The following is a 17,818-nucleotide window of genomic DNA, read 5'->3' as shown; positions in this document are numbered from 1 at the left end:
AGCTGCAAGTAGAAGCCTTTGCTCGGTGCTTTTTCTTGAAGCTTGCAGCTTGAGGCTTCCAGCTTAAAGCTTGCACCTTGAGGGCAACGTGATGCTAGACACCCTTCTTCCCATCCTGCTGTTCAGCGCCCTGGCCCTTGCGGCGCTGGGTGCGTGGCGGCGGGTGAGCATGTGGCGCAACGGACGGCCCTCGAAAGTCGACTTGCTCGGCGGGCTGCTGGCCATGCCCAAGCGCTACATGGTTGACCTGCACCACGTAGTCGCACGCGATAAATACATCGCCAACACCCATGTTGCCACTGCAGGCGGGGCGGTTGCCTCAATCGTGCTGGCGATTCTGGTGCACGGCTTCGGCCTGCATAACCGCGTTCTTGGCTACGCGCTATTGCTAATGACGGCGGTGATGTTTGTCGGCGCGGTATTTGTCTATAAGCGTCGTCTCAATCCGCCCGCGCGTTTGTCGAAAGGGCCTTGGATGCGCCTGCCGAAAAGCCTCATGGCGTTTTCAGCGAGCTTCTTTCTGGTCACGCTGCCGGTGGCGGGCATTCTTCCCGAGCATTTTGGTGGGTGGGTGCTGGTCGTTATCCTCGGGTTGGGCGTGTTGTGGGGCATCAGTGAACTGTTCTTCGGCATGACCTGGGGCGGGCCGATGAAACATGCTTTCGCCGGGGCGCTGCACCTGGCCTGGCATCGGCGTGCCGAGCGCTTTGCTGGTGGACGTTCCACGGGCCTGAAACCTTTGGACCTGAACGATCGAACCGCACCGCTGGGCGTGGAGAAACCGCAGGATTTCACCTGGAACCAACTGCTGGGCTTCGACGCCTGCGTGCAGTGCGGCAAGTGCGAAGCGGCCTGCCCGGCGTTTGCGGCAGGCCAGCCACTCAACCCGAAAAAGTTGATTCAGGACATGGTGGTCGGCCTTGCCGGTGGCACCGACGCAAAATTTGCGGGCAGTCCATATCCGTCGCTGGATGGCAAAGGCAAGCCGCTGGGCGAGCATGGCGGCAATCCGCATCAGCCCATCGTCAACGGGCTGGTGGACGCCGAAACGCTGTGGTCCTGCACCACGTGCCGAGCCTGCGTCGAAGAGTGCCCGATGATGATCGAGCACGTCGATGCCATCGTCGACATGCGCCGTCACCTGACCCTCGAAAAGGGTGCGACGCCAAACAAGGGTGCCGAGGTGCTGGATAACCTGATCGCCACCGATAACCCCGGCGGTTTTGCACCGGGCGGGCGGATGAACTGGGCAGCGGATCTGAACCTGAGTCTGCTCAGCGAGAGAAAGAGCGTGGACGTGCTGTTCTGGGTCGGCGATGGCGCGTTCGACATGCGCAATCAGCGCACGCTGCGCGCCTTCGTCAAAGTGCTTAAAGCGGCCAGGATCGATTTCGCCGTGCTGGGCCTCGAAGAGCGCGACAGCGGTGACGTGGCACGGCGTCTGGGCGATGAGGCAACCTTTCAGGTACTTGCCCGACGAAACATTCAGACCCTGGCCAATTACAGCTTCAAGCGTATCGTGACCTGCGACCCGCACAGTTTTCATGTGCTGAAAAACGAATATGGCGCTTTTGGTGGCGACTATCAGGTGCAGCACCACAGCACCTTCATGGCTGAACTGGTGCGCAATGGCGCATTGAGTCTGGGCCAGCACAAAGGTGCCAGCGTGACCTATCACGACCCGTGTTACCTGGGCCGTTATAACGGCGAGTACGAGGCCCCTCGTGACGTGCTGCGTGCGCTGGGTATAGAAATCAGGGAAATGCAGCGCTCGGGCTTTCGTTCCCGCTGCTGTGGCGGTGGTGGCGGCGCGCCGATCACCGATATCCCCGGCAAACAGCGAATTCCCGACATGCGCATGGACGACATTCGTGAAACCGCTGCCGAGGTGGTAGCAGTCGGTTGTCCACAGTGCACGGCCATGCTTGAAGGCGTGGTTGAACCACGCCCGCTGATCAAGGATATCGCCGAGCTGGTGGCCGATGCGCTGATTGAAGAAGTTATCCCCAGCTCGTCTGTTGCCAGCAAACGTGAACCCGCGGAGGTGAACTGATGAGCGACATTATCCGCCGCGACCCTCGTGCCGAGTGGATTGCCCGCAATCGACTGCACCCACTGCATGCGGCCATGCAGCCGGCGTTGAACAGCTGGATGGGACCAAAAGGTTTGCTGCGCAAGAACGTGCATGGCCTGGGTTTTATCGGTCCCAACGGTATAAAGCGCATCGACCGCAGCGGCGCTCAGCAGGGTGGCGCGGTCAAGCGTTCAGCCGTCGCCGACGTGCAGTTGCCACTGCATACCATCGTCGAGCCAGCGTTCTATATCACAGTGGTGCCCGATATGGTCGGCGGCCGCCTGAGCAGCCACGATCGCGATCTACTGGGGCTGGCGCGTCAGTTTGCCGGAGCTGAAGGTGCCGTGCTGGCAGTGGTGTTCGGCGAACACAAGGAAACTGCGTTCGACGTTGCTGGCGTGGATCGGTTATTGATTATCGACGGTGCCGGGTTCGACGGTTATTCGCCGGAACAGCGCGTACAGGGTTTGCGAGCTGTGGATAACCAGTTCAACCCGCGCCACTGGCTGTTGCCGGACAGCCGTAGCGGCGGTGGCGAACTGGGAAGACGTTTTGCCGCCAGCATCGGCGAGCGACCTGCAACGCGGGTCTGGCAGGTCAAGGACCAGCTGTGCATAAGTCGGGCAGGAGCCGGGCGCGAAGACCTGGTTCGGCCTTTGGCCCGTCTGATTCTGGCCGCCGTAGAGTGTGCCGAACCGGTGAGCGAAACCCGCCACGAGGCAGTGCTGGTCGAGTTGTCCACAGGCGTAGCACGCAGCCTGCCGCGTATCGAAGACCTGGGAGCAGTTGCCGTCGATCCCGGAGTTATCCCCATGGCTGAAGCCGAATTCATTCTGTCTGGCGGCAATGGTGTCAAAGACTGGGACCTGTTTCATCAGGCCGCTTCGGCACTCGGGGCCACCGAAGGGGCGTCGCGGGTGGCGGTGGATGATGGTTTCATGGGCCGCGAGCGTCAGGTAGGCGCGAGTGGCACCTGGGTGACCGCAAGGGTGTATGTCGCCGTCGGTATTTCCGGGGCCATCCAGCATCTGCAGGGTATCGGCGCCTGTGACAAGGTCATTGCGATCAATCTGGATGCGGGGTGCGACATGGTCAAGCGCGCTGATCTATCGGTCATCGGCGAAAGCGCCGAAGTGCTCACGGCGTTGATAGCCGCAGTGCAAGCCTGGCGCAGCGGAGGTAAGCGTGATGCAGCCTGAAGTGTCTGTGGATAAGCATGCGGTACAGATCATCAGTCTGGTGTCCATCGGAGCGCACCCGACATCAGGTCGTGCGCGCCGCGCCGAACAGGATGCGCGGGCCGTCGAGCTTGGTTTGCAGCTGGCTGGGGATAACTTGCAGGTACTGCACGCCGGCAATGCCGAAGAACCGGCGCTGCGCGCTTACCTTGGCATGGGGCTCAACGAGCTACATGTGCTGGAGCAACCCGAGGGCGCCGATGCGCTGGTCGCGTTGACTGACTACCTCCGAGATTCTGCCGCACAGGTGGTGCTGGCCGGCAGTCAGGCTGAAACCGGTGAAGGGTCGGGCATGCTGCCTTTTTTGTTGGCTGAAAGGCTGGGCTGGTCACTGGTGACCGGTCTGGCTGAAGTCGAGTCGCTGAACAACGGTACCGCAGTGGTGTTGCAGGCTCTGCCTCGCGGCCAGCGTCGTCGGCTGAAGGTCCGCCTGCCGTTTCTGGCCACTGTGGATAACGCGGCTCCCAAACCTCGGCAGAGCGCGTTCGGGCCTGCACAGCGTGGCACGCTGGATACCGAAAGAGTTCAGGTCGTTGCCGATGAGTTATTGACCAACCAAGCGCTGCAGCCAGCCAGACCGCGGCCCAAACGCTTGAAGGTCATCAAGGCCAAGAGCGGCGCTGACCGCATGAAAGCCGCCACTGCCAAGGCCAGCGGCGGCGCAGGTCAAGTGCTGAAGGGGCTGCGCCCGGAAGAGGGCGCAGCCGCGATTCTGAAGCTGTTGATTGATGAGGGCGTCGTAAAGTAAGGCTATGGTCTTGTGCTGCCCTCTTTGATGGGCGGTTTGCCTTTCTGCTCGGAGAGAGGCCGGAAGCAGGCATAGGACATAATCCCGTCCAGACCACCGCCATTACTGACCTCGACTTTTACATTCGCGTTTTCGTAACTGCGGTTGAAACTCGAAATGGTGATGGGGGTAGCAAGATGGCTCGTTTGAACGTTACGCCTGTACGGCCTTGACCAATACTCTTTTCGGGAAGACTTACGCACAATCCCTGTGTGTGTGCCTGTGGATAATGTGTTCGTGAACGTCTGAAGGGCTTTTAGAACATGGCTTTCGGAGTGGTGTTCAAAAAACGATCAATCTAACTCTTTATTTTTATTGCATTTTTTTGTGGATAAATGCGCACTGCCATCTGCCAGCCACTGGGTTTGCCCACAATCTCTGTGCGCGTGCTTGTGGACAAGTTGTTTGTGATTACCTGCAAGCCTTGTAAATAAAGGCTTTGGAGGTTTTGTATGAAAAATGATCAAAGCAGGGTTTTGCGTGCAGCGTTGGTTCATTCGGGTGGTTTTTCAGCCATTTTATAAGTTGTCCACAGCAGGCCGGGTGATTCGGACGAAGTTGTACCCAAAGTCTGTTGGCGCTTCTGTGGATAAGGTGTTCGCGCTCCTCTGTAACCCAGTGAAACTGTGGGTTACAAGGTTTTGAGCAAAAAATGTACAGGTGCAATGTTTGCAAGGTGATCTGGATAAGTGATTGTTACCCAGTACATTCCTGCGTCAGCGCAACGACTCACCCACATGAACGCTTTGAAGGCTGTGTGGATAAGTCATTTCGTCGCTATATTTTCAAGCCCGTCTCATCGGCTATGGCAGCAGGTACCTGACGCCACGAGGATTACTGCCATTTTTTCGGCAAACCGGGATAAAGTTTGCCGCCTGCTTGCTCCACCCAAAGCGCCCACAACGTTGGTGCACTACCTGGCTTCCAGTCTATTTGTGAGGTGTGAGGATTGAGACAGATATAGGTGTCGCCGCCATACGTCACTTTATCCCCCTCCAAATAGGACTGAGCTGTTTTCCACTCAGAAATCGCTGCGCTGGTCGAAGCGTGTACAACATTGCTTGGGCCAGACAGGTTTTTCTCTGTATCGAGCGCGCCGGCAAGACACTGATACGTTTTAGCCGCTGTTAGTCCTTCCACAGTGTACTTGAGTGTTGTGGCGTCGAGACTCACTGTCTCCCCGCCAAAGGTTATGAGGCGGTAGGACGCGACACCCAGTGCACTGAAAGACGCGTCCCACTCTAATGAAACACTGGTCATTGTTGCGGCGGTCTGGCGTAAGTTGCCTGGTGGCGTAGGGCGATCGTCAGAGGGCTCGGACTTTGTAGTGACCAAGAGCGTTTCAGAGCGCTCAGAGCTGTTTCCCACGCTGTCAATCGCCTGGATCTGATAACCATAAAGACGGCTGTGCAAAACACTTGTGTCAGTAAAGGGTGCGCTTCCAACGCGCTGTAAAAAAACATTATCCCTGAAGAGGTCATATTGGACGTGAGCAACTTTCGCCTTGCTCCAGTCGAGCGTTACCGACATTGTGGTCTGCTCGGTGGATTTGAAGTCGAGAGGCAGTGACGGGTTACCGGGAACAGGTGTTTCGCCAGCGGTCTTGACCTTTAATACATTACTGACCTCTGACCACTGAAGTTCGGTATCTTGTGCAACGACGTAGTAGTCATACTGAGTATCGGCAGTGACGTCGCTATCGGTATAAGCGGTCGTTACGCTTGCGATCGTTTGAAAAGGCCAGCCATTGCGGCCAATTTGATACCTGACGATTTGGCTATCGCTGGTAGACGGTGTCCACGTTAGCGACACACTGCTCTCGGTGACCTCCGCGAGGCTCAATACAGGTGTCGTCGGTTTTGCATCGCCTCCGCCTTCACTCTGTGTACGTACGGTGAGCGCGGCCGAGAATTCGGATGTGTTGCCTATGACATCAATTGCACGCACCTGGTAACTGTAAGCAGTACCGGGCTGAAGGCCGGTATTGTTATAAACAGGGTTGCCTACAAGAAAGGAGTCCGCACCGTTACGACGCAATTCATATTGCAAGACCGGTTGCGGGCCTTCCGAGAGCGACCAGTTCAGTTTCACCGACGTTGCAGTTTTTTCGGTTGATCTGAGATCAGCAGGTACTGATGGTTTTTCCGGTACAGGTGTTTCGCCTCCGGTGAGATAACCGTAGCGGTTCACGAACTCCCAGTTGTACTCCTCGCCGCTTTTGTTCTTGCCGGCATCCCAGTTGACTGACCAGGTCATCAGCCCGCGAATCGGATTGCCGGCTTTTCTCAAGTCGTCCAATGCATCGATAGCATCCTGCGGGTTTACCACATAACCGGTAGCGGCTGCGTCGTTATTGGTGGGTAAGCCAATGGCCAGTCTATCGGCGGGAATTGTTGTGAAGCCACGTGTACCGTGGATCAGGCTATCAGTCAGGTAGTAGAGAAAATCTTTCTTGTGAGCATCGTTGTTTTGAGTGACCCACAGGCCGCTGCCATTATTGGCTTCATCGACCCATAAGCCATCGCCGCCCTGGTTATAATACTGTGGCGCAATAAAGTCATAGATGTCTTCCAGAGCGTTGATGTAGGCCAGGTAAGCGCCGCCGCTTCTCAACGATTCCAGGAACGTCACGACGTCTTTTAGAAACGGAAAGTACGCAGTGATTTCTTTCAATAAAGGCAGTTTTTTGCTGACTCTAAGGTAAGGAAATTCCGGGGCCATGCTGATGATGAAGTGCTGACCTTCTGTCTCGTAATACTCGCGCACCATCCTCAACGCAGCGGGTAATACGGTCTGGTTATCGGCAAAAGTAATAGCAGCTTGTTCAAGGTCGATATCCAGGCCGTCAAAGCCATAGGTTTCAACCAGACGAATAATTTCATAGGCCAGTGCATCTTCCTGACCGGCATGCAACTCAATATGCGCGTCAGCCCCGCCAAGAGAAATCAGCACTGCACGGCCTTGTGCATTCAGTGCTGCCACCTGAGCGCGAAACGCATCATCACTCAGGTTATAAGGTTTGAAGGTGGGAATGCCGGCACCTTTCATAAAGGCCACTGCCACGACGTTATACGCTTCGGGTATGTCGGTCAGCGCCATCTCTTTGAAGAGGCCTTGCTGGTAACCTTGACCGGGTTCGGAAGGCCAGTTATGCCAGAACCCCATGAGAATATTTTTGCCCCTTATATCCGGCATGGCCGAGGCGGCATCGGTTGTTTTGTTTTTATATTGATTAATGATTTTTGGGTTGAGCATAGTCCGTGTCTCCTTCCGTTGGATTGACTTCAACGAGAGTTGATCACGAGAGGGGTTTTCAGGTAACTGTCAGAAATGACGGTATCGGCGGAGGAGTTGTTGTGCGGGGGAAACGGGAAATTCGTCAGTCGACGATCGTTTGAGCAGGCTCACCTCGCTGGAGAGTGAGCCGTACTCAGTATTGCCAAGGGCAGGTGTGCCCTCTACTCGTGATTCACCGCCACGCCCTTCAGATAGGGTGCAGGCTCTGCCCCGAGGTTTTCCAGCATGCGCGAGCTGTACCAGTCGACGAAGTTGACCACGCCGAACTCATAGGTTTTCGAATAAGGCCCGGGTTGATAGGCGGTAGAGTTAATGCCGCGCTGGTTTTCTTCGGCAAGACGGCGGTCCTGATCATTGGTGGCATCCCAGACCTGGCGCATGCGTTCCACGTCGTAGTCCACACCCTCGACTGCATCCTTGTGGACAATCCATTTGGTGGTGACCATGGTTTCCTGCGCACTGATCGGCCACACCGTGAACACGATGATGTGATCGCCCATGCAGTGGTTCCAGGAGTGCGGCAAGTGCAGAATACGCATCGAGCCCAGGTCCGGGTTCTGGATGCGGCCCATCAGTTTTTTGCAGCCGACCTTGCCGTCCAGGGTCATCGACACCGTGCCTTTGAGCAGCGGCATGCGCACGATACGGTTACGCAGGCCGAAACTGGCGTGGGCGTACGGGATTTTCTCGGCGTCCCACGCAGCAGCAGATGCGGCCACGTGATCCTTGAAGGCCTGATCGGCACGCGGGTCTGTGACATCGTCCCATTCCAGCAGGGTTTTGAGCAGCTCAGGGTGCGAGCCACCGCAGTGGTAGCACTCGCGGTTGTTCTCCAGTACAAGCTTCCAGTTGGCCTTTTCCATCAAGGTGGTTTGCACCGCCACCTTGGTGTTCTCCATATCATAGGGTTCCATGTAGTGCCGCAGCGTCGACAGGAACTCGTCAATGGCAGGCGGGTTTTCCGCCAGGCTGATGAAAATGTAGCCACCTGCGGTCTTGACGTGCACCGGCTTGAGGCCGAACTGCTTCATGTCGAAGTCGTCGCCCATTTCAGTGCCCGCATACAGCAGACGACCGTCCAGCTCATAGGTCCACTGGTGATAGTGGCAAACCAGTTTGGCGACTTTGCCTTTCTCGGCAGTGCACAGGCGCGAGCCGCGATGGCGGCATACGTTGTGGAACGCGTTGACTGCACCGTCCGGACCACGCACCACCAGGATCGGGTTCTTGCCGATCTGCAGCGTCAGGTAATTGCCCTTGGTCGGGATCTCGCACGTCATCCCGGCAATCAGCCACTCCTTGTGAAAGATTTCCTGCATGTCGATTTCAAACAGTCGGTCATCACTGTAAAAAGGCTGCGGCAGCGAGTAGGTGCGCTCGCGATTCTGCAGCATCTCGGCAGTGGCCTTGCGTGCAGGTTCCAGCGGATCGCCCAGGCTCAAGGTTGCGGTGACGTCCATCGATTAAATCCCTCATGACCGCGGCATGGGCGGCCTGCGAATGTGGCTGATACGGGTGTGATCGCGTTTCACGCATGACGATAGATCAGTCGACCATGCTTATGACCCTTGGTGGCGAGTGTGGAGCCGGGCGCGCAGCGAACCTTATCCATGGGCGACATGGCCGCATCCGTTCCCGACGCGACAGGCCTTGTTGCACGGGGCTGGTCGCGGTAAGTACGTGAATGTCGTTGATAGGTAAATGGCCGCCTCGCGCGTTACGCAGAATCCGCAGCATGAGAGGCCGACAGTCGGCCGTGGAGATCGAGTATGTCGCAAAGTTTCCTGAGCCCGGTCACGACCCAGACATGGGCCAACGGTCGCCACCTGGTACGTGTCGTCAAAGTCATCCAGGAAACCTGGGATGTGCGCACTTTCTGCTTCATGGCCGACCAGCCGATCATGTTCTTCTTCAAGCCGGGCCAGTTCGTAACCCTGGAGCTGGAGATCGATGGTCTGCCGATCATGCGCTCTTACACCATCTCCAGCTCACCGTCGGTGCCCTACAGTTTTTCGATCACCGTCAAACGCGTACCGGGCGGCAAGGTCTCCAACTACCTGCACGACACACTCAGTGAGGGTCAGGAACTGGCCGTGCACGGGCCGGTCGGGCTGTTCAATGCCATCGATTTCCCCAACCCGAAGATTCTCTACCTTAGCGGTGGCGTCGGCATCACACCGGTGATGTCCATGGCGCGCTGGTTCTATGACACCAACGCCAATGTCGACATGGTGTTTGTGCACAGCGCCCGCTCGCCCAAGGACATCATCTATCACCGCGAGCTGGAACACATGGCCTCGCGGATCGATAACTTCAGCCTGCATCTTGTCTGCGAAAAGCATGGGCTGGGTGAGCCGTGGGCCGGTTATCGCGGCTACCTGAACCAGAAAATGCTTGAACTGATGGCCCCGGACTTCATGGACCGCGAGGTATTCTGCTGCGGGCCGACGCCGTACATGGCGGCGGTCAAGCGACTGCTGTTGGAAAACGGCTTCAACATGGCGCAATACCATGAAGAGTCGTTCGGCGCGACACCGCCTGAGGCGCGGGCCGATGCAGTCGAGCAGGCCGAAATCGCAGCCGACGCGCCGGATGTCGACGCCGCCGACCTGCATCAGGTGGAATTCACCGACACCGGCAAGAGCATTCGCGTGGCCCCGGGTGAAACTGTTCACGCCGCTGCCGCCAAACTCGGCCTGATGATCCCCAAAGCCTGCGGTATGGGCATTTGCGGCACCTGCAAGGTCATGAAGCTGAGCGGCGAAGTGGAAATGGAGCACAACGGCGGCATCACCGACGAGGATGTTGCAGAGGGCTACATTCTGTCCTGCTGCAGCGTACCGAAGGGGGATGTGCGGATTGAGTATTGAGCACGCCTGAAACTGTGTGACGCGGAGCGTCCGGAACGGCATACCCACGCGGAGCATGGGCACGATAGTGATCTCTCTGACGACTATCGTTCCTCACGCTCCAGCGTTGGAATGCCGTGGGTGACGCTCTGCGTCACAAATCTATGCCGCGCCGCAGGTTCAAGACCGGACGCGGAGCGTCCAGAACGGCATGCGACGCGGAGCGTCGGACGATAGCTGGTGTCATCCTTCCGCACGCTCCAGCGTGGGTACGATGGGCATTCTTTAGGGCACCTATCGGTTACGTTCCACTGTGACTCTGCTTATAAGCCGCCAGCGCTGGCAGCAGTTGCTGGTCGATGGCCTGGCGTACGGCGGGGAGGAGGGTGGCGCTGCCGGTCAGGAGTTGCTCTACCAGACGTCGCAGGGCTGTAGCGCGCTCGGCGTTCAGGCCGCAAACGGCTTGCGCGCAGGCTTGTTCAGCGGTTGCGCCGCCGGGTGCTTCGAAGCCCAGGGCTCTGAGTTGGCCGAGCAGGTCCTCCTGGTCAATCAAATCTGCGTGCATCATGGCTTCTGTTCCTTTGATCGGGCTTTTTTCCGATTCTGGTAGGGCAGACTGCCAAGGGCAAGTCCTGTGCGTCGCGCATGGCAGGATTGACTACAGGTACGTCGCTTTCAGTTCAGGTCGCGCTTATTCGATTTGCAGGTTTTCTATTGTGTTGTCGACCATGACCTTTGCCATTTCCACCAGGTGCATGATCGTGAGCGTCATATCTCTTTGCGCGCCGGTCATGCTGTCGCTGAATTCGTAAGCGCTGGTTGCTGCACAGCGCAGCAGGTCGCTGGCATACATCAGCGCATCTTCATGGCTGACTTTGGGGCGGGCGTTGAAGAGGGGTGGGTCGGGGACGATTTTTAGCATGTGAGACTCCTAATCAATAACTGGAAGGTCGTCACTTCGGCTACTAATCGAAGGTGGCGGCCGCACGCAGGTAGTAGCCCGGTGATTAGGAACCGGTGCATCCGAAGATGCCCCACGCACGGCCACCATAAAGATGCAGGCCGTAAACAAGCGCCTTGCACAAGGTGGCGCATTGCGCCTAATCACACCGAGGGCTACTAATCCTCATCGCTGAATATGCAGCGACGGGCGCAGAGTAGTGATCGAAATCGGCAGGCACAAGGGGGCGGGAGTTTCTCGGAAATTTCCTTCAAACGAAAGAGACGAGTCCCGCAAATTCGTTACAAATTCTTGTTCATTGCTCAGGTTTGCTAAACTGCGCAGCTTGCCAGGAGCTGCCATGAATTACCGTCACGCCTACCATGCCGGCAACCACGCCGACGTGTTCAAACACCTGACTCTGACTCGCTTGATCGCCCTCATGGCGCGCAAGGAGCAGCCGTTCGCCTATCTCGACACCCACGCGGGGTTGGGGTTATACGACCTCAAGGGCGATCAGGCCACCCGCACCGGAGAGTGGCTGGAAGGCATCGGCCGTCTTTGGGATGCACCGGACTTGCCCGCGCTGGCCTCCGATTATTTGCAAGTGCTGCACGACATGAACCCCGACGGCGAGCTGCGCTACTACCCCGGCTCGCCGGAGCTGGCCCGCCGCCTGACTCGCGAGCGCGAGCGTGTGCTGCTCAACGAGAAGCACCCCGAAGATGGGCGTCTGCTCAAGGAAAACATGAAGGGCGATCGCCGCGTGGCGGTGCATCTGGGGGAAGGCTGGCATGTGCCACGCGCCTTGCTGCCGGTGGCTGAAAAGCGTGCCGTGATGCTCATCGACCCGCCGTTCGAGCAGCTCGATGAAATGAAACGTTGCGCTGTAGCGCTCAAGGAAACCATCGGGCGCATGCGTCAGACGGTGGCTGCTATCTGGTACCCGATCAAGGACCCGCGCCTGCTGCGGCGCTTTTATCAGGACCTGGCCGAGACTGGCGCACCCAAATTGCTGCGCGTCGAGCTGTTCGTCCACCCGCTGGACACCCCGGCCAGCCTCAACGGTTCAGGCCTGGCCATCGCCAACCCGCCGTGGGGCCTAGAAGAAGAGCTGCGTGAACTGATGCCGTACCTCGCCCAGAAACTGGGCCAGACCCAGGGCGGCTGGAAGATGGACTGGTTGATTGCGGAGTAGGCTTGCCTGCATCCATCACTGCGTGCCCATGCGGAGCTCTCAGCGTTGTACACAGATCCTGGCAAGCCCAGAAGACTGTGTAGGGCATGTAGGTGCGTACCGTGCAACGCTTCGCTGGTTCGCGATCTGCCGTGAACCGGCAGCAAAACCGCTTGCCTCGGTGCGCCAGATACAGCCGAGGTGGCCGGTTTTGGGGCCGCTTCGCAGCCCATCGCGGACAAGTCCGCTCCTACGCCCTCCGGGCAGAAGCCCGTTTCCTGACGCCCCGGCAGGGGCGTGTCTCAAGCCGGCATGCACACACCCGTGCCGCCCAGGCCGCAATAGCCCTGAGGGTTCTTGGCCAGATATTGCTGGTGGTAGGCCTCGGCAAAGTAGACCGTCGGGGCTTCTTCGATTTCAGTGGTAATTGCGCCTAGCCCGGCCTTGCTCAGTTCCGCCTGGAATTCTGTAGCGCTGGCCTTGGCGGCGTCGAGCTGTTCGGGAGTGGTGCAGTAGATCACCGAGCGGTACTGAGTACCGATGTCGTTACCCTGACGCATACCCTGGATAGGGTTGTGCGCTTCCCAGAACACCTTGAGCAACGACTTGTAGCTGATTTTCTCGGGCTCGTAGACAACCAGCACCACTTCAGTGTGGCCAGTCAGACCGGAGCAGACTTCTTCGTAAGTCGGGTTCGGGGTAAATCCGCCCGCATACCCCACGACCGTGCTCACCACACCTTCCTGTTGCCACAGGCGGCGTTCTGCGCCCCAGAAGCAACCCAGGCCGAAGATGGCGAATTCCACATTGCTCGAAAACGGTCCCAGCAGCGGGTTGCCGTTGACGAAATGAGTTTCCGGAAGCGCCATAGGCGTTTCACGACCCGGCAGTGCTTGTTCGGCGGTGGGCAGTACGTTTTTGTTCACTAGAATTTCCGAGCGCAGAGTCATGAACCATATCCTCTCGTTTAGAGACAGGCAGCAGGGGCCAGGACAGATGAGCAGAGTTACATAGGTCCCGTTACACGCACAAACAAGTGCTGCCGTGTAATAACAGCCTGACAGTGTGCCCGAGAGAGCAGGGTGCAGGGAAGGTTGTCAGGCGGACGGACGACGCGGGTAGCGCTTCAGTTTCTCGATCAGCTCTTCGCCGGGGATAGGCTTGTCGAACAGATAGCCCTGGCCCACATCGCAACGATGACGGCGCAGGAACGTCAACTGTGCAGCGGTTTCAATGCCTTCGGCGACCACTTTGAGCTTGAGGTTGTGGGCCATCGCGATGACCGCAGAGGTGATTTCCATGTCGTCTTCATCATCCGGAATATCGCGGATGAAGCTGCGATCGATCTTGATCACATCGATGGGGAATTTCTTCAGGTAGCTGAATGACGAGTAACCGGTGCCGAAGTCATCCATGGCCAACGACAGGCCAAGCTTCTTCAGCGAGTCCAGCTGCTGGCGCGTGTCTTCGGCGGCTTCCAGCAGCAGGCCTTCGGTCAGTTCCAGTTCCAGCAGCGAAGGATCCAGCTCTTCTTCTCTGAGGATAGCGGCAATCGATGACACCAGCTCGGGGTCGGAAAACTGCTTGGGTGACACGTTGATCGCCACCTGCAAATTGCCGAAACCAGCGGCGGTGAGGTCCTTGCTCATGCGGCAGGACTGGCGAGCGACCCATTTGCCGATGGGGATGATCAGGCCGGTTTCTTCCGCCACGCTGATGAACTGATCGGGGCGGATCATACCTTTTTCAGGATGATTCCAGCGCAGCAGCGCTTCCATGCCCAGCAGACGACCGGTCAGCAGGCACAGCTTGGGCTGGTAGAACACCTCCAGCTCGTTCTGGGTCAGGGCGCGGCGCAGGTTGTTTTCCACAAACAGCTTGTAGCTGGCCTCGGCATTCAAGGCTTCTGTAAACACCTGAACCTGGTGCTTGCCGTTGGCTTTGGCCTTATGCAGGGCCAGGCCGGCGTTTTTAATTAAGGTCTGCGGGTCACGGCCGTGCAGCGGCGCGCAAGCAAGGCCCACCGAGCCGGTAACGCTGATCAGCTGATTATCGACGAACATCGGCTTGTCCAGCGTGGCAAGTACCTGACTGGCGGTGGCCTGTCCGGCTTCCTGATCCGTGTTGTCGAGCAGAACGGCGAATTCGTTACTGGCAAAGCGCGCCAGCACGTCGGACGGGCTCAAGGTGTTACGCAGACGGCGCGCCAGACTGATCAGCAGTTTGTCGCCGGTCTGGTGGCCAAGACTGTCGTTGATGCGCTTGAAGTTGTCGATGTCGACCAGCAACAGGCTCATCGGCGTGTCGGTGTCACGGACAAAGCGTTCGTCCAGGTTGCGGATGAAGGCCGGACGGTTGCCCAGATTGGTCAGGTTGTCGGTGTAGGCCAGGCGCTCGATACGCTGCTGGGCCAGCTTGCTCTGGGTGATGTCTTCATAGATGCCGATGTAGTGCGTCAGCTCGCGATTATCGCCATACACCTTGGAAATCGACAGCTGGCCCCAGTAGGGTTCGAGGTTTTTGCGTCGACTTTTGAACTCGCCCTGCCAGCTGTTGCTGTTGGTCAGGCTGGAGTTGGCTTCCAGCAACAACTGGTTGAGGTTTTCCAGCGCAGGCAGTTCCGAGAGCTTGTGCCCGGAGACTTCATCGGAACTGTACTGCGTGATCGCCGTGAAGCTTGGGTTGACGTATTCGACCACGCCGTTGCAGTTGACCAGCAGAAAGGCGTTGGCGCTTTGTTCGACTGCACGCTGGAACAGGTGCAGCGCATTGGTCGCGGCTCGACGGTTATGGTTGTTGATGACCTGAGCGAACTGGTCGGCCAGCTCCCCGGCGAAGGCGATTTCGTCGGACTGCCACTCGCGTGTCGAGCCGGACTGTTCCAGGCAGAGCACGCCAATGACCTGGCCATCGATACGAATACTCGCATCAAGGACCGCCTTGTCTTCTCCAGGGTTCAGGCTTTCGGCCATTTCGCGGGTGCGCGGGTCGGTCTGGATATTGCTGGCGTCAATCGCCCTGCTGGTATTGAGCGCTTGCAGATAGGTGGGGTAGGCGCTGATATCAATCGGCGTACGCGACTGATAGTCGCCGCTTTCCCGACGATAGTCGGTGATCGGCTCCAGACGCTTGTCGGTGAGGTTCCAGATACTGACATGATCGACGTCATAAATGTCGCAGGCACTTTTGGTGATCAGCTTTGCCGCTTCCAGCAGGGTATTGGCTGTGGTGTAACGATGCCGGGTCAGGCGCAGGATCAGGTCCTGCTGGGCACGCACGCGTTCCAGATGGGCAAACTGGTCACGCTGGGCGCGCTGGTTGAGTTCAAGGGCAATCTGCAGGCGCAGGTTACGGGTTTCGAGATCGGAGTCAGTGGCGGTCTCGCTTTCTGTGACAAGGCCATCGACGATCAGAAAATAACCACGCAGCAGATGACGATTGTGCTGCTTGTAGGCTTCGCCGATTTCCAGCAAGCCAAGCGCGCCCTTGGGGCTGTGCAGGGTGTAGCGAATCAGGTAATTCGGAGAAGAAGCCAGTTGCTGCTGGATGTCGTCATGCAGTTGATAGCGTGCTTGCGGCTCCATGAGGCTGGCATAAGGGGATCCAATCAAGGCGCAAAGGTCGACGGCGGGCAGGCCGAACTGCTTTTCGCAATTCGGATCGAGAAACAATAGCGCCCAATTGGCTTCATTCAGCCGCTCGAAACGCAGCATGCCCAGGCGCGAAGGCACTGGCAATTGCGTCACTACCTCGGCTGCGGATCTACCGGCAGCATCGGTTTGGCTTTTCATGAACAAACTCGCTTCCGGAATACTAGTCGCGACGGGCGTAAACCCCACTTTCGCGTATGGCAAGGTTGCATGATGCGGCTCGTGCTTACAAGAGACCACAGTGGCTTAGTGCTATAAAAGTGTCGGCCGATTGCCCAGGTTCTTCAATGTATCTGGTCGGATACTTGAAACTGCTCGTTTTTCGGGCAAAGTCCCTGTTTTAAAGGGGATTTCGCCATACAGGTTTGCTCCTGTCCGGAAGGGTTGTCAATCAAGTCGTCGCTACCCTGGCCTCCTTCGCTGGTAATTGCAGGAAAATCCCGGCGGCAAACATGGCCAGAACTCCGACGCTCAGGAACGTCAGCTGGAAAGCCTCCAGCACGCTGCTAAGCTCGCCGCTGGCCACTTCTTCGCTGAAACCGCCCAACAAGGCCGCAGCGCTTGCAACCCCAAGGCTCAGCGAAAGTTGTGCCACCACCGAGAGCAGGCTGTTGCCGCTTGCCGCGCTGGCATCGTCCAGATCGATCAGGGTGACGGTATTCATCGCGGTGAACTGCAGGGAGTTGACCGCACCGAGCAGGCCCAGATGCACCAGCAAAACCCAGTACGGCGTCTGCACATCGACCAGTGCCAGGCTTGCCAGCAGGATGCCCAGCAGCAATGTGTTACCGGTCAGAATGAGGCGATAGCCCATATGCTCGATCAGCCAGCGCGCTACCGTCTTGGCGAACATTCCTGCAGCTGCCAGCGGCAACATGCTCATGCCCGCCTCGGAAGGCGAATACCCCAGTGCCACTTGCAGCAGCAACGGGATCAGGAACGGCAAGGCTCCGCTGCCCAGACGGGCGAACAGATTGCCCAGAATACCGACCGCAAACGTTCGGGTGCGAAACAGCGAAGGGGCGAACAACGGCGATTCGATGTGCCCGGCGCGCAGCCAGTAGGCCGCCAGGCAGCCCATCCCGGCAAACAGCAGAAGCACCACGCGCATATGTGGCAGGTTCAGCTCGCCCAGCCCCTCAAGGGCAATGGTGATCAGCACCATTGCCGCGCCAAACAGGATAAACCCGATGCCGTCAAAACGCGTTCGACCGCCTCCGGGAAGGTCGGGGATGAAGTGTTTGACGGCATAGCAGCCGATAATCCCGACTGGAATATTGAGCAGGAAAATCCAGTGCCAGCTCAGGTACTCGACCATCCAGCCGCCAAGCGTCGGCCCCAGCAACGGTCCCAAAAGACCGGGCACGGTGATAAAGCCCATGATCCGTACCAGCTCCGACCGAGGATACGCACGTAAGACGATCAGGCGTCCGATGGGCAGCATCAGCGCGCCACCCAGCCCCTGAATCACCCGCGCCGCCACCAGCACGTTGAGCGACCAGGACAGCGCGCACAGCAACGAGCCGAAGCTGAACAGCAAAATGGCGCTGAAGAAGATGCGCTTGATCCCGAAACGATCGGCAATCCAGCCCGAGGCCGGGATCAGCAGTGCGATGGTCAGCATGTAGGCGATAACCACCGACTGCATGCGCAGGGGGTCTTGCGCCAGCGAGCTGGCCATGGACGGCAGGGCGGTGTTGAGGATCGTGCCGTCCAGGCTTTGCATGAAGAACGCAATGGCGATGACCCAGGGCATCCAGCGCAGGGTCTTTTCATCCATGATTGGCGCTGCTGAGTTCGACATAA

General features: G+C 58.1%; 12 protein-coding genes. 5 read left to right on the top strand and 7 right to left on the bottom strand.

The window, feature by feature from the left end:
• The first annotated feature begins 91 nt into the window (after positions 1–91).
• From dgcB to etfB, 3 genes are read left to right on the top strand one after another with little or no spacing between them, the layout of a single operon-like run.
• Positions 92–2,053, top strand: coding sequence for a dimethylglycine demethylation protein DgcB (gene dgcB / locus LJU29_RS25110; RefSeq protein ID WP_005758187.1), 1,962 nt, complete (start codon positions 92–94; stop codon positions 2,051–2,053).
• On the top strand, positions 2,053–3,273 hold the full coding sequence (gene etfA / locus LJU29_RS25105) for an electron transfer flavoprotein subunit alpha (protein ID WP_257111336.1): 1,221 nt from the start codon (positions 2,053–2,055) through the stop codon (positions 3,271–3,273). The genes dgcB and etfA overlap by 1 nt, the downstream gene beginning before the upstream one ends.
• Positions 3,263–4,060 carry an electron transfer flavoprotein subunit beta gene (etfB, locus tag LJU29_RS25100; RefSeq protein WP_257112883.1) on the top strand — a complete coding sequence of 266 codons (798 nt, stop codon included), beginning with the start codon at positions 3,263–3,265 and terminating at the stop codon, positions 4,058–4,060. The genes etfA and etfB overlap by 11 nt, the downstream gene beginning before the upstream one ends.
• An 873-nt stretch (positions 4,061–4,933) precedes the next feature.
• On the opposite strand, the gene LJU29_RS25095 is transcribed toward etfB, so the two are convergent.
• Together LJU29_RS25095 and gbca are read right to left on the bottom strand one after the other, a co-directional pair.
• Positions 4,934–7,354, bottom strand: coding sequence for a fibronectin type III domain-containing protein (locus tag LJU29_RS25095; protein WP_257111335.1), 2,421 nt, complete (start codon positions 7,352–7,354; stop codon positions 4,934–4,936).
• 203 nt (positions 7,355–7,557) lie between these two features.
• Positions 7,558–8,856, bottom strand: a complete 1,299-nt coding sequence (gbca, locus tag LJU29_RS25090) for a glycine betaine monooxygenase oxygenase subunit (RefSeq protein WP_002555658.1) — start codon at positions 8,854–8,856, stop codon at positions 7,558–7,560.
• A 309-nt stretch (positions 8,857–9,165) separates the two neighbouring features.
• Here gbca and gbcB point away from each other — a divergent pair, with 309 nt between their 5' ends.
• A complete protein-coding gene (gene gbcB / locus LJU29_RS25085; RefSeq protein WP_005758176.1) occupies positions 9,166–10,266 on the top strand; it encodes a glycine betaine monooxygenase reductase subunit in 1,101 nt (366 codons plus the stop codon).
• A gap of 280 nt (positions 10,267–10,546) precedes the next feature.
• Here gbcB and LJU29_RS25080 read toward each other — a convergent pair whose 3' ends face one another.
• Together LJU29_RS25080 and LJU29_RS25075 are read right to left on the bottom strand one after the other, a co-directional pair.
• A complete protein-coding gene (locus LJU29_RS25080; RefSeq protein ID WP_002555654.1) occupies positions 10,547–10,813 on the bottom strand; it encodes a hypothetical protein in 267 nt (88 codons plus the stop codon).
• Positions 10,814–10,936: 123 nt separating this feature from the next.
• Entirely contained in the window at positions 10,937–11,167 is a 231-nt protein-coding gene (locus LJU29_RS25075; RefSeq protein WP_004654874.1) for a DUF6124 family protein, read from the bottom strand.
• Between the two features lie 379 nt (positions 11,168–11,546).
• On the opposite strand from LJU29_RS25075, the gene LJU29_RS25070 reads away from it, so the two are divergent.
• Positions 11,547–12,383 (top strand): 23S rRNA (adenine(2030)-N(6))-methyltransferase RlmJ, encoded by an 837-nt coding sequence (locus LJU29_RS25070; protein ID WP_005744101.1) that lies wholly within the window; start codon positions 11,547–11,549, stop codon positions 12,381–12,383.
• Between the two features lie 281 nt (positions 12,384–12,664).
• Here the strand turns inward: LJU29_RS25070 and msrA are convergent, their stop codons facing one another.
• The 3 genes from msrA to mdtD form a co-directional block, all read right to left on the bottom strand.
• A complete protein-coding gene (gene msrA / locus LJU29_RS25065) occupies positions 12,665–13,312 on the bottom strand; it encodes a peptide-methionine (S)-S-oxide reductase MsrA (RefSeq protein WP_257111334.1) in 648 nt (215 codons plus the stop codon).
• A gap of 147 nt (positions 13,313–13,459) precedes the next feature.
• Positions 13,460–16,153 carry a sensor domain-containing phosphodiesterase gene (locus tag LJU29_RS25060; RefSeq protein ID WP_257111333.1) on the bottom strand — a complete coding sequence of 898 codons (2,694 nt, stop codon included), beginning with the start codon at positions 16,151–16,153 and terminating at the stop codon, positions 13,460–13,462.
• Between the two features lie 250 nt (positions 16,154–16,403).
• Positions 16,404–17,816, bottom strand: coding sequence for a multidrug transporter subunit MdtD (gene mdtD / locus LJU29_RS25055; protein ID WP_005744099.1), 1,413 nt, complete (start codon positions 17,814–17,816; stop codon positions 16,404–16,406).
• Positions 17,817–17,818 lie beyond the last annotated feature (2 nt).

It is taken from the genome of Pseudomonas ficuserectae (assembly GCF_024584585.1).
Lineage (GTDB): Bacteria > Pseudomonadota > Gammaproteobacteria > Pseudomonadales > Pseudomonadaceae > Aquipseudomonas > Aquipseudomonas amygdali.
The sequence above is the reverse complement of the archived record's forward strand: the minus strand, read 5'-3'. Positions and strand labels throughout refer to the sequence as shown.

What these genes read in the sequence shown, in the direction of transcription:
- gbcB (WP_005758176.1), top strand. Translation starts at nt 9,166, where the DNA reads ATGTCGCAAAGTTTCCTGAGCCCGGTCACGACCCAGACATGGGCCAAC.
- mdtD (WP_005744099.1), bottom strand. Translation starts at nt 17,816, where the DNA reads ATGTCGAACTCAGCAGCGCCAATCATGGATGAAAAGACCCTGCGCTGG.
- LJU29_RS25080 (WP_002555654.1), bottom strand. Translation starts at nt 10,813, where the DNA reads ATGATGCACGCAGATTTGATTGACCAGGAGGACCTGCTCGGCCAACTC.
- gbca (WP_002555658.1), bottom strand. Translation starts at nt 8,856, where the DNA reads ATGGACGTCACCGCAACCTTGAGCCTGGGCGATCCGCTGGAACCTGCA.
- dgcB (WP_005758187.1), top strand. Translation starts at nt 92, where the DNA reads ATGCTAGACACCCTTCTTCCCATCCTGCTGTTCAGCGCCCTGGCCCTT.
- etfB (WP_257112883.1), top strand. Translation starts at nt 3,263, where the DNA reads ATGCAGCCTGAAGTGTCTGTGGATAAGCATGCGGTACAGATCATCAGT.
- LJU29_RS25095 (WP_257111335.1), bottom strand. Translation starts at nt 7,354, where the DNA reads ATGCTCAACCCAAAAATCATTAATCAATATAAAAACAAAACAACCGAT.
- msrA (WP_257111334.1), bottom strand. Translation starts at nt 13,312, where the DNA reads ATGACTCTGCGCTCGGAAATTCTAGTGAACAAAAACGTACTGCCCACC.
- LJU29_RS25060 (WP_257111333.1), bottom strand. Translation starts at nt 16,153, where the DNA reads ATGAAAAGCCAAACCGATGCTGCCGGTAGATCCGCAGCCGAGGTAGTG.
- etfA (WP_257111336.1), top strand. Translation starts at nt 2,053, where the DNA reads ATGAGCGACATTATCCGCCGCGACCCTCGTGCCGAGTGGATTGCCCGC.
- LJU29_RS25075 (WP_004654874.1), bottom strand. Translation starts at nt 11,167, where the DNA reads ATGCTAAAAATCGTCCCCGACCCACCCCTCTTCAACGCCCGCCCCAAA.
- LJU29_RS25070 (WP_005744101.1), top strand. Translation starts at nt 11,547, where the DNA reads ATGAATTACCGTCACGCCTACCATGCCGGCAACCACGCCGACGTGTTC.